This is a genomic window from Pectobacterium cacticida, from assembly GCF_036885195.1.
Classification (GTDB): domain Bacteria; phylum Pseudomonadota; class Gammaproteobacteria; order Enterobacterales; family Enterobacteriaceae; genus Pectobacterium; species Pectobacterium cacticida.
The window spans coordinates 576,224-587,134 of record NZ_CP133656.1; the positions used below are offsets into that span (position 1 = coordinate 576,224).

The 10,911-nt window shown below is 45.6% G+C and carries 7 protein-coding genes and 2 pseudogenes; 8 read left to right on the forward strand and 1 reads right to left on the reverse strand.

The genetic code is table 11. The annotated features are described in order from the left end of the window. Positions 1-29: 29 nt before the first annotated feature. The 7 genes and pseudogenes from RFN81_RS02710 to RFN81_RS02740 all read left to right on the forward strand — a co-directional run bounded on the left by RFN81_RS02710 (position 30) and on the right by RFN81_RS02740 (position 7,352). On the forward strand, positions 30-899 hold the full coding sequence (locus tag RFN81_RS02710; RefSeq protein ID WP_205947181.1) for a DNA adenine methylase: 870 nt from the start codon (positions 30-32) through the stop codon (positions 897-899). Positions 900-1,349: 450 nt separating this feature from the next. Continuing rightward, a pseudogene (locus RFN81_RS02715) lies at positions 1,350-2,219 on the forward strand (tyrosine-type recombinase/integrase); the annotation flags it as partial. A 396-nt stretch (positions 2,220-2,615) separates the two neighbouring features. Then, positions 2,616-2,921 (forward strand): helix-turn-helix domain-containing protein, encoded by a 306-nt coding sequence (locus tag RFN81_RS02720; RefSeq protein ID WP_264497674.1) that lies wholly within the window; start codon positions 2,616-2,618, stop codon positions 2,919-2,921. Positions 2,922-2,925: 4 nt separating this feature from the next. Continuing rightward, positions 2,926-4,260, forward strand: a complete 1,335-nt coding sequence (locus RFN81_RS02725; RefSeq protein ID WP_264497675.1) for a type II toxin-antitoxin system HipA family toxin — start codon at positions 2,926-2,928, stop codon at positions 4,258-4,260. 39 nt (positions 4,261-4,299) lie between these two features. Next, positions 4,300-4,455 (forward strand): annotated as a pseudogene (locus RFN81_RS02730) (IS3 family transposase); the annotation flags it as partial. Between the two features lie 403 nt (positions 4,456-4,858). Continuing rightward, positions 4,859-6,550 carry a polysaccharide lyase family protein gene (locus RFN81_RS02735; RefSeq protein WP_378929280.1) on the forward strand — a complete coding sequence of 564 codons (1,692 nt, stop codon included), beginning with the start codon at positions 4,859-4,861 and terminating at the stop codon, positions 6,548-6,550. Between the two features lie 49 nt (positions 6,551-6,599). Further along, positions 6,600-7,352 (forward strand): oligogalacturonate-specific porin KdgM family protein, encoded by a 753-nt coding sequence (locus RFN81_RS02740; protein ID WP_264497677.1) that lies wholly within the window; start codon positions 6,600-6,602, stop codon positions 7,350-7,352. A gap of 236 nt (positions 7,353-7,588) precedes the next feature. On the opposite strand, the gene acs is transcribed toward RFN81_RS02740, so the two are convergent. Beyond that, complete coding sequence (gene acs / locus RFN81_RS02745) at positions 7,589-9,550, reverse strand: acetate--CoA ligase (RefSeq protein WP_264497678.1); 1,962 nt, start codon at positions 9,548-9,550, stop codon at positions 7,589-7,591. 888 nt (positions 9,551-10,438) lie between these two features. Between acs and RFN81_RS02750 the strand changes: the two genes are divergently transcribed. Continuing rightward, positions 10,439-10,831 (forward strand): transcriptional regulator, encoded by a 393-nt coding sequence (locus RFN81_RS02750; protein WP_264497679.1) that lies wholly within the window; start codon positions 10,439-10,441, stop codon positions 10,829-10,831. Positions 10,832-10,911 lie beyond the last annotated feature (80 nt).

The following is a 10,911-nucleotide window of genomic DNA, read 5'->3' on the forward strand; positions in this document are numbered from 1 at the left end:
AAAAAGTACATGTTATTTTTAGGTGAGCTATGCCAGTAACTTATTCCCCTCTTCGCTACCCTGGAGGTAAAACAGCCATCTATCCGATGGTTTCAAATATAATCCAGAATAATTCACTAAATAAATGTAAATATGCCGAGCCATATGCTGGTGGTGGTGGGCTTGCGCTAGCTCTTCTTTTTGGTGGGTTTGCTGAAGAGATTCATTTGAATGATCTAGATCGTTCAATTTGGGCTATCTGGCATTCTATTCTTAATGATACAGAAGCGTTTATAGATAGAATAGAAAATACCGAGATAACTATTGATGAATGGTATAAACAAAGAAATATTCAAAATAATAAGAATAGCGCTAATGTACTAGATTTAGGATTCTCATCATTTTTCCTCAATAGGACGAATAGATCTGGAATTATTTTAAAAGCTGGTGTAATTGGCGGGCTAAAACAAGAAGGTGATTACAAGCTGAACTGTAGATTTAATAAAGATGATTTAATAAAAAAAATAGTAAAAATAAAAAAACATAAAGATTCTATAAAAATTTATAACGAGGATGCAGTAGATTTTATAAAAAAAATAGATGATCGCAGCGGAAATGATTTTTTCATGTATATAGATCCTCCATATTTTGAGAAGGGGGCTAGTTTATATACGAATTTTTACAATGAAAATGATCATGCCGCTTTATCTAAAGTTATCTCATCTATTAGAGTTCCTTGGATATTAACTTATGATAATGCATTGAAAATAAAAGAAATTTATAAAATAAATAATATGTATGAATTCTATTTGAATTATAGTGCCGCAAAGAAGCGTATCGGTACTGAGTTGTTAATTGTTTGCAATGATATCAATATCCCTGAGAACCTCATAGGTGATAAAATTATCAAGTTATCTTAGTGGTTTTTTAATTATAGCTAAATGGTTTTTATTTTATAGACAATATTAAATAATTAAATGGCAGTGTTATTCAAGTATTTTATGTGGAAAAATAGCTCATTCATTATTTCTATCATTAGTATGGTTTTAAAACCCTTATTGTATAAAAGGGGTCAATATGGTGGTCATTAAATCCATTTGTTTATTTTAAGTAGCTATTAATCAATGTATTAAATTTAGTTGCGAGTCCGGCCTTCGCACCATCGTATGAAAATCAAGTCACCTTAGGGTGGCTTTTTTTATGTCCATAATCGTCCAGTAACGTCCATATCTATCTGTAAAATAACGATTTTAATTTCATTCCTCTCGCTGCGATTTTGTCTGTTTTATCCACAGTGGTCTTTTTTCGTCCATTGACATCCAGCTGATTTGGGGGGCAATTCACTTCGATTATGCGTTGACCCCCAAATTATGGCGCTGACCGACGTTGTTGCCCGCACCGCCAAGCCCCGCGAGAAAGCCTATAAGCTCGCGGATGCGCACGGCCTGTATCTTTTGGTGAGTCCTAACGGCTCTAAGTGCTGGTATCTCAAGTACCGCTTTGAAGGTAAGGAAAGCCGGATTGCGTTCGGTGCCTATCCGCTAGTCTCTCTGGCGAAGGCCAGATAGAAGCGCGATGAGATACGATTGCTGCTGTTGGAGGGCATTCACCCAACGGAAAAGCGCGAAGAAGAAAAAGAGCAGGCGCAAGAGGCGTTGAATACTTTTGCGAAGGTCGCGCAGGACTGGCACCGAAACATTAGCCAAAATCGGTGGTCAGAAACGCATGCAGGACGGGTATGGCGCGATATGGAACGAAATCTGCTGCCTGCTATCGGGCATCGCCATATTGCCGACCTGAAAACCAAAGACCTGCTGGAGCCGCTGAAAGTCGTCGAACAGAACGGTCATCTTGATTTGGCATCACGGCTGCGTCAGCGCGTCACCGATATTATGCGTTATGCGGTGCAGAACGATCTGATAGAGCGTAACCCCGCGCAAGACCTTTCCGGCGCGATAGCCGCGCCCAAGGCCACCCATCGGCCAGCCCTGAAACTGAATAAACTGCCGGATTTTCTGGCACGGATAGAACGCCACAAAGGGCGGGCGTTAACCAGACTGGCCTTAAAACTCACGCTGTGCGTTTTTATCCGCTCCAGCGAGCTACGTTTTGCCCGCTGGCCGGAAATCGATTTTAAACGCGCCATGTGGACGATACCGGCTGAACGTGAAGCCATTCCCGGCGTGAAGCATTCGCAGCGCGGCGCAAAGATGCGCTCTGAACATCTGGTGCCGTTATCAGAGGGTCTTACAGGGATTTGCTGATATTGATGCAGGGCGTGTTGTTAATCACTTTGATATGCAGGCGTTTATCGCCAGACTGAAGCAAGCATAATCGATAGAAATACGGGCGTATCTTGTATCGAAAGCCTATGCATTAAGCGCCGCGCCAGCCCCTTTTTTGGAGGGGCTGGCGCTCATTGTTCTTATGTGGATGGTTTTCCTGCGGCTCGTAGTTCCCAAGTATCGTTTCCGCCAGATTGTTTTCCATCATTAGAATCTTATCTTTTTACAATCTATAAGCTGTTTTCTCACTTTACAGCTTATATGCTGTATTTTATTCTTACAGCTTATAGGGTGTATTATGCAAAAACAGCCTATAGTATGTATCAGCATCTAAATAAGGGTAAGTGCCTTATGAATACAGTTTATCCGTTAAAAACCTTGAATCAGTTGCGCCCATTGCTGATTGGCTTTCGTAAGGCGAAGGGGCTGACGCAAAAAGACGTGTCTGAACGGTTAGGTGTCACACAGCAAACCTATGCCCGCTTGGAAGCAAATCCTGGCAGTGCCAGTATCGAGCGCTTGTTTAAAGTGCTCACCGTTCTGGGGGTTGAGATGGTGCTGTCTTCTGGACCAAACGTACATTTATCTCTGTCATTCCCAACGATGGAAGAGTCAGAAAAGCCAATAGACTCACCCGCCAGACGGGAAAAATGGTGACACTATGCCTCGAACACAACAGCGTTTAGCAATATGGATGAATGGAATCCAAGTGGGATTCTGGGAAAAGATCCGAGGCGAAGATAGGTTGCAATACCTTCCCGAATGGATCGCTGATGAACAAGGAAGACCTTTATCGCTTTCTTTGCTTTTCACCCCCGGTAATCAGATGTGGCGCGGCAATGTGGTACGCGACTATTTTGATAATTTATTGCCTGACAGCGAAGGTATACGCAGGCGGTTAGCAACGCGTTACCAGGCTGATAGCCTTGAGCCCTTTGATCTGTTGGCTGAGCTGGGGAGAGACTGTGTTGGCGCAATACAGTTACTGAATGGTAATGAGGAGCCCGCAGATCTCTTTTCCGTGAATTATCGCCCGCTTTCTGAAGCTGAAATCGCCGCTATATTGCGTAATACAACAGCGTCATTGTTGCCAGGTCGGCAGGATGATGCTGACGATGTGCGTTTATCGATTGCCGGTGCGCAGGAAAAAACGGCTTTACTCTGGCATGAAGGACAATGGTGCTTGCCAGAAGGGAGTACCCCTACGACGCATATTTTCAAGTTACCACTCGGGCTAGTGGGTAATAGGCAAGCGGATATGAGTACGTCGGTTGAAAATGAATGGCTATGTTCTTTGATCCTTAAGGAATATGGAATTCCTGTCGCAAAAACACAGATTGCGCAGTTTGAAGATCAGAAAGTATTGGTTGTTGAGCGTTTTGACAGAAGATGGTCAAGCGATCGGCAATGGATCATTCGCTTGCCACAAGAGGATATGTGTCAGGCTCTGGGGGTTTCCCCGCTACGAAAATACCAGTCTGATGGGGGGCCAGGGATTTCCGATATTATGGAAATACTGAGTCATTCGGAGCAGGCGGAGCAGGACAAAGCGCGGTTTTTCAGGGCGCAAATTATTTTCTGGCTGATAGCGGCAACTGATGGACATGCCAAAAATTTCAGTATCGCGATTGAGCCACAAGGCCGCTATCACCTTACACCGCTTTATGATGTTTTATCGGCATGGCCGGTCGTTGGCCCACGTAATAACCAGATTTCCTGGCAAACGTGCACGCTGGCAATGGCCGTTCGCGGTAGCAGTAATTATTACCATCTGTACAGAATTCAACGGCGGCATTGGGTCAATCAGGGTGAATTAACCGGTTTGGGCAGGCGACAGGTTGAAGCCATGATGGATGATATTATCTCCAGGACACCTGAGGTTATTGAACGTGTATCTGCATTGCTGCCTGAGTCATTCCCACCAGCGCTTGCGGAATGTGTTTTTGACGGTATGCGACAACAGTGTGGTCGGTTACAAGAATTGCACCGTAAATAGGGTATTGAAGAACATCTTGCAGCAATTCACCTTTCAGGCAGGAGTAGCCAGTACTGTTCCCATGCTTATCAGAATTTTATCAAAGGCAATGGGCTGATATGCAGCATGAGCGCGAAGGGATGTTGCGACGATAATGCCTGTGCGGAGAGTTTCTCCCACAGTCTGAAAGTAGAGTTCATCCACGGTGGACGGTTCAACATATTAATGATTAATGCAATTCGTAAACTAATGTGTTTACGTGTTTTTTAATGACGATGATAAGTTTTTATTAATGAGATGTTGATCGTGCCGATCTTCATTCTGTTGCCTGTTTTTGTCATTCCGTGGCAATGGAATAAAGGTAACCAATAACCCGCCGTTCTATTTTATCGTTGCTGTACGCCAGACGATTCATTTTGGGAATAGCGCCAGCCATAAGCATAGAGATAAGCAACATCGTTGCCATTAATGGTGGTGATTAGCTGTGTTATGGCTTCAGTTTTTCCCATCGTTAGTGGCGACTAAAGACCATTTTAAACAACGAAAATACTCGCTAAAGATTTTTTAAAATTGCGTGGAAAAAAGAGGTCGAACTGTGAATAAAGGTATCCTGCTGCTAATGAGTACGGTATTGGTTCCTTATGGATATTGCGCCCCGAATGGTAATGTATCTCTATCGGTTACTGGAATGAATACCGTTTTAGATAATGGTTTGCTTAACGTTAAATTTAAGGAAGACGGTAGTGCAGAAAGCATAACCAAACAAGGAGTCAATATTGTCACTAACCTTTCCGGTGCGATACGCGATCCCAGTAAAACCCGCAGTGCTTATCTGGATTATTACGTTAAAGGGGTTAAAGATTTCGTTCCTGAACGCGTCGAAGTCATAAAACAAGATAAAGATATCGCTCACGTAGCCTACATTGATGATAAAGGCGGACTGCTGCGGCTGGAATATCACCTGATCATGCGCAAGGGGGTCAGTGGTATTTATAGCTATGTGGTCGCGGAGAATACGGGCAGCCAAGATGTGAAGGTGAGTGAATTACGTAATGTCTATCGCTTTGACCCCTCGCGACTTGATCATCTCTATAACGGCGTTCATATTGGCAAACCTCTGCTTTATCGCCAGCTCGAACAATTACCGAAAGTACAGGATGAAACCTGGCGTTTACCTGACGGGCATGTGTATTCCAAATATGATTTTGCTGGTTATATGCGCTCAACACCCTACTGGGGCGTATTTGGTCATGGGATGGGGGCATGGTTGATTCATGCTAGTCCGGAATATTTTTCCGGCGATGCGCTCAAGCAGGATTTAATGGTGCATCAGGATGCCATCATTCTCAATTATATGACCGGCTCGCATTTTGGCACCCCGGACATGGTGGCTAAACCCGGCTGGAAAAAATTCTATGGCCCCTGGTTGTTATATATTAATCAGGGAGATGAAAAACAGGTGATTGCGGATGCCGATCGGCAATCGCTAACGGAAAAAGTCTCCTGGCCCTATCGTTGGGTGAATGATCCGCTCTATCCATTAGAGCGCACCACGGTGAGCGGCAAGATCAATAGCACACAGCCGATGACGGTCGTCCTGTCTTCATCATTAGATGAACCCTTTGATCTGCAAACGCGCGGTTATTCCTATCAGGGAACGACCGATAGCCAGGGGAAATTCAGTATTGAGCATGTCAGACCGGGAAAATATCAGGTCTCGGTCTATGCCAATGGTGGGACTCAGCCCGGCGTACTGGCGCAACAGACTGTCGATATTACTGGCGTAAAACAACAACTGGCAGATATTTCCTTGCCCGCCGCCAATAAGATTATTTGGGCGATAGGGCAGGCGGATCGTCAGGCGCGCGAATTCCGCTTTGGCGATAAAGTGCGTAATTATCACTGGCAAAATGACGTCCCTGCTAATCTGACTTTTGATATTGATCGCAGCGATTATTCACGCGATTGGTATTACGCTCAGACCAAACCCGGTAAATGGGATATTCGTTTTGCGCTACAGCCGGAAAAGAAAACCTATTTTCTCACACTCTCTCTGGCCGGAGCGAGTAACTTCGGCATGACCAAGGCAACAGCTCCCGAATTGGATGTCGTCGTAAATGGCAAAAAGGTTGAAACGCTCAAGTATGAGAATGATAAAACGCTTTATCGTGGCGCCTTACAAAGTGGTCGTTATCATTTAAACCGTATTCCAGTGAGCTATGAGGTATTGAAAAAAGGGAATAACGTTATTTCCCTGCAATTAAAAGGCGGAAGCCTGATGTATGACATCGTTACGTTAAGTGAAGAATAATATTACCGATTATTAAAACCAACACAACATCCATAATAATGAGGGTGACATGAAAACGGCTAATAAGGTATTTATTGCTGCCTCCCTATCTTTAGCTTGTCTGGGACAGGCCAGCGCTGATGTAGTGCTCAGAAATGTCTCAATGGATTATCGCCATGAGTATCGATTACGGGATAGAACGCATTTTGATAAATTAACGTTGGCAACCCAATTACCGAATGATTTTTCATTTGCGGTTGAAACAAAATTTAAAACCGGGGGCAGCGATCCTAAAGATAAGTATTATAATGATACCGTGCTCAATGCGGTAGAGATGACGTTAGCCAAAAAATATTATGTAGGAAACTGGACGATAACGCCGCTATTCCAACCAGAATTTAATTCATCGCGTACAGAATGGAAGGTCGGCGTATCGCCCTGGTATAAAATTAACGATAGCTGGTCGGTGGGGGGATTATATCGTTTAGAGCTCACGGATTATGCGCATGACGATCGCTGTAATCAAGCCGGTCGATTTTATTGTAGTACCGATAAACATAGAACCGTTAACCGCGTTGATGGTTATCTTCGCTATCGCTGGGATAACTTAAGCACCACGTATAAAATTATTTATAAGTATGGCGATGCCAAAATGTTTTCTAATCAAAAATACGACTATGAGCAGGAGCTACAGTTTAATTATGCCTTAGGGGCAAAAAGAGAATGGAGCCCTTATGTCAGTTTTGGTGATATCGGTCGTTCATCAAAATCCAGCGAACGCCAGCTTCGTTTACGCGCCGGTGTCGCCTATACCTTTAAATAGGTAGATATCTGGCTTGTTAGGCAGTATGGCGGTGAATATCGCCATACTGCTAATTAGTAGCCTCAATATCTATCAAGTACGCACCTAATGGTGCATTTATTCTTCATAACCCGTTTACTTCTCATAACCCGTTTACTTTTCATAAACAATGAGCGGTTGAGAATTCGTCACTATTTCACGCTTTTTATCGTGCGCGTAGGCCAATCTTCACCAAACCGCTAGGTTGGCGCTGGTGGCTAGTACGAAGCGGCGCCCATGGCGTGCTTTTCTTCCAGCAGTTTTTCGACGACGCCAGGATCGGCGAGTGTAGAGATATCCCCCAGATTACCGGTATCTCCAGCGGCGATCTTGCGTAGGATGCGGCGCATGATCTTGCCGGATCGCGTTTTTGGCAGGGCATCCGTCCAATGCAGGATATCTGGCGTGGCAATAGGGCCGATCTCCTTACGCACCCAGTTGCGAACGTCGGTATACAGCTCGCTGGATGGTTCTTCGCCGTGGTTCAACGTGATGTAGGCGTAAATAGCCTGCCCTTTCATCTGGTGTGGAATGCCGACGACGGCTGCCTCGGCGATCTTAGGATGGGCGACGAGCGCCGATTCAATCTCCGCCGTACCCAAACGGTGTCCTGAAACGTTCAGTACGTCGTCAACGCGCCCCGTGATCCAGTAATAGCCATCGTCGTCACGGCGTGCGCCGTCGCCGCTAAAGTACATACCTTTAAACGTAGAAAAATAGGTTTGTTCGAAGCGCTCATGATCGCCAAATAACGTTCTTGCCTGGCCCGGCCAGGAATCCACGATCGCCAGATTGCCTTCGGCAGCCCCTTCCAGCGGAGTACCGAGGTTATCGACGATCGCAGGCTGGACGCCGAAAAATGGACGCGTTGCGGAACCGGCTTTCGCTTCAATCGCACCGGGCAGGGGAGCGATCATGAAGCCACCCGTCTCCGTTTGCCACCAGGTATCGACGATCGGACATTTGCCATTACCTATCTTGTTGAAATACCACTCCCAGGCCTCTGGGTTAATCGGTTCGCCGACGGAGCCCATGATTCTGAGTGATTCACGCGATGTTCCCTCGATCGATCTATCGCCTTCGGCCATCAGCGCACGTATCGCAGTCGGTGCGGTATAGAGGATATTGACGTGGTGTTTATCAACGACTTGGGCCATACGGCGGGCATCGGGCCAGGTCGGCACCCCTTCAAACATGAGTGTGATGGCACCGCAGGCCAGCGGGCCATAAAGCAGGTAGCTGTGCCCGGTAACCCAGCCGACGTCCGCCGTACACCAGTAGATCTCGCCGGGGTGATAGTCGAAGACATATTTAAAGGTCAGCGCGGCATAAACCAGATAGCCGCCAGTAGTATGTAAAACCCCTTTGGGTTTACCGGTCGATCCAGAGGTATAAAGGATGAACAACGGATCTTCCGCGTTCATCTCTTCCGGCGGACAATGATCGTCAGCTTGTTCCACCAGATCGTGCCACCATCGATCGCGTTCATCCTGCCATTCAACGTGGTGACCTGTGCGGCGGAAAACGATGACGCGGGAGATTGTCGTGACGTGGGGGTTTTTTAATGCTTCATCAATATTCTTCTTCAGTGGAATAATACGTCCGGCGCGCACGCCTTCATCGGCGGTCACGATGAGTTTGGCGCTAGAGTCAATAAGGCGTCCGGAGATGGCCTCAGGAGAAAATCCCCCGAAAATCACCGAGTGAATCGCGCCGATGCGGGCGCAGGCCAGCATTGCTACCGCGGCTTCCAGCACCATTGGCATATAGATGGCGACAATGTCTCCTTTCTTGATGCCCTGCGACTTTAATACGTTGGCAAAACGGCACACGGACTGGTGTAATTCCCGATAGGTAACCTTCTTAGTTTCGGTTGCATCATCACCTTCCCAGATTATCGCGGTTTGCTCGCCCCGTTCGGCCAGGTGGCGATCCAGGCAGTTTGCCGCTACGTTTAATGTACCGTCTTCAAACCAGCGGATGCGAATATGCCCTGGGTCGAACGAGGTGTTCTTGATCGTGGTATAGGGTTTAATCCAATCGACGATTTTTCCCTGATCCCCCCAAAAAGTATCCGGGTCGTCAACCGACAGCCGATACATCGCGTCGTATTGCCGGGCATTGATCAGGGCATTTTCTGCAATGGCGGCGGGAATAGCATGTTTTTGATGTGATGTCATAGCGCTTCTCCTTAAACATGTTAATTTTATGTCAATAGTTAGTTAATTGTTATGTGTTTGTTATATTTGTTTGTTTTTTGCGCTATCGATCACGCAATGATAGGAAGGCGTTGAGGAGAGGCTTAAGACTTAAAAGATACCCGCTGGTTTAGAAATTCGTTTTTTTTGTATAACTCTGACACGATAAGCGAGCTACGCCTCAGTATGGCGACGTGTCGCGTTATCAACCCGTTATGATGCCACTAACGATCAATTCATTGTTTTCAATAGATTATATCTATTGTTATCAAGTTTTTGATCGCCACATACGATCAAAAGGTATAAAGATCCCGCTTATTCAGCCGATAGTAGAAACCCAGTTTGGGGTATATTTCTTCATCGGGCAGCTGGTTAGCCCTTATTAGTATGCTGTTTATTGGTTTTTTCCGGTTGTGCAGGGTGGCTGAGCAATTAGTGAAATCGGTCGATCAGATTATCAACCGAGCGGGTCGGTGTAGAATAATCTACCTAGTAAGTAGATTCTACGGCCCCAAATTGGTCGATCTCAAAAAGAGCCGTGTTACGGTTAAGCACGAATAAGACGAATAAAAAGAAGAGGTAGGGCGAATTCTTATTTCTTAATTCAGAAATTTCCAGTTTCCAAAAATAATGTAGCTGTATCCCTACTACTGACGCTATAAAGCGACAGCGGTTTTAGCCCGGTTAATCTAAGGTCGGGGGGTACGGTCACGATTAGCAAAACCCGTTATTTTATTTGGCGATTTCTTAAGATAAGAACATTTTGTACCGGGAGGATTTTATATTCCGGTAGGTTGGCTTTTTATCAATAGCGCATGGTGACCGTGTGCTGTGAGATATCTTTTTACATAGCATGATGCAGAGGAAACAATGAGTCTGATATTCGGCCGGAATGAAATTTTAGGTATGCTCTCTCAACCCGTTCAGAAGGATCGGCGTGCCGTGGCGGTAATTGACGAAAAATGTAAAGTCGTTTGCGCGAATTCTGCCTTCAACGCTCATTTTGGGTTGCATGCTGAGAGGAGCGATCCCGTCTCAATTGATGATGTATTACCGCTTAACGTGAAGTTCGCGTATCACGATTTCATGAATAATTCCAATGTGCTGAGTACGCAGGTGGTGTCGGGCCTACTGTCCGATGGCTTTACTAAAGACCAGCAAAGTACGCTATCTTTTTCTAAGCTAAATGTGGAAAACAGCGTGCTCTCTTTGCTGATTTTAAATCAGGAGACGGTTGAACCTGCGAAAAACCTGGCATCGTAGTCTGAAACGACTGTCGTTTTTAGCGAGTCATGTTGCAGTCTGTTCTGCATACAACGAAACAAAAATTAACGATATATTAA

Excerpts from the sequence above, each read along its gene's own strand:
- RFN81_RS02710 (WP_205947181.1), top strand. The coding sequence starts at position 30 with ATGCCAGTAACTTATTCCCCTCTTCGCTACCCTGGAGGTAAAACAGCC.
- RFN81_RS02720 (WP_264497674.1), top strand. The coding sequence starts at position 2,616 with ATGAATACAGTTTATCCGTTAAAAACCTTGAATCAGTTGCGCCCATTG.
- RFN81_RS02725 (WP_264497675.1), top strand. The coding sequence starts at position 2,926 with ATGCCTCGAACACAACAGCGTTTAGCAATATGGATGAATGGAATCCAA.
- RFN81_RS02735 (WP_378929280.1), top strand. The coding sequence starts at position 4,859 with ATGAGTACGGTATTGGTTCCTTATGGATATTGCGCCCCGAATGGTAAT.
- RFN81_RS02740 (WP_264497677.1), top strand. The coding sequence starts at position 6,600 with ATGAAAACGGCTAATAAGGTATTTATTGCTGCCTCCCTATCTTTAGCT.
- acs (WP_264497678.1), bottom strand. The coding sequence starts at position 9,550 with ATGACATCACATCAAAAACATGCTATTCCCGCCGCCATTGCAGAAAAT.
- RFN81_RS02750 (WP_264497679.1), top strand. The coding sequence starts at position 10,439 with ATGAGTCTGATATTCGGCCGGAATGAAATTTTAGGTATGCTCTCTCAA.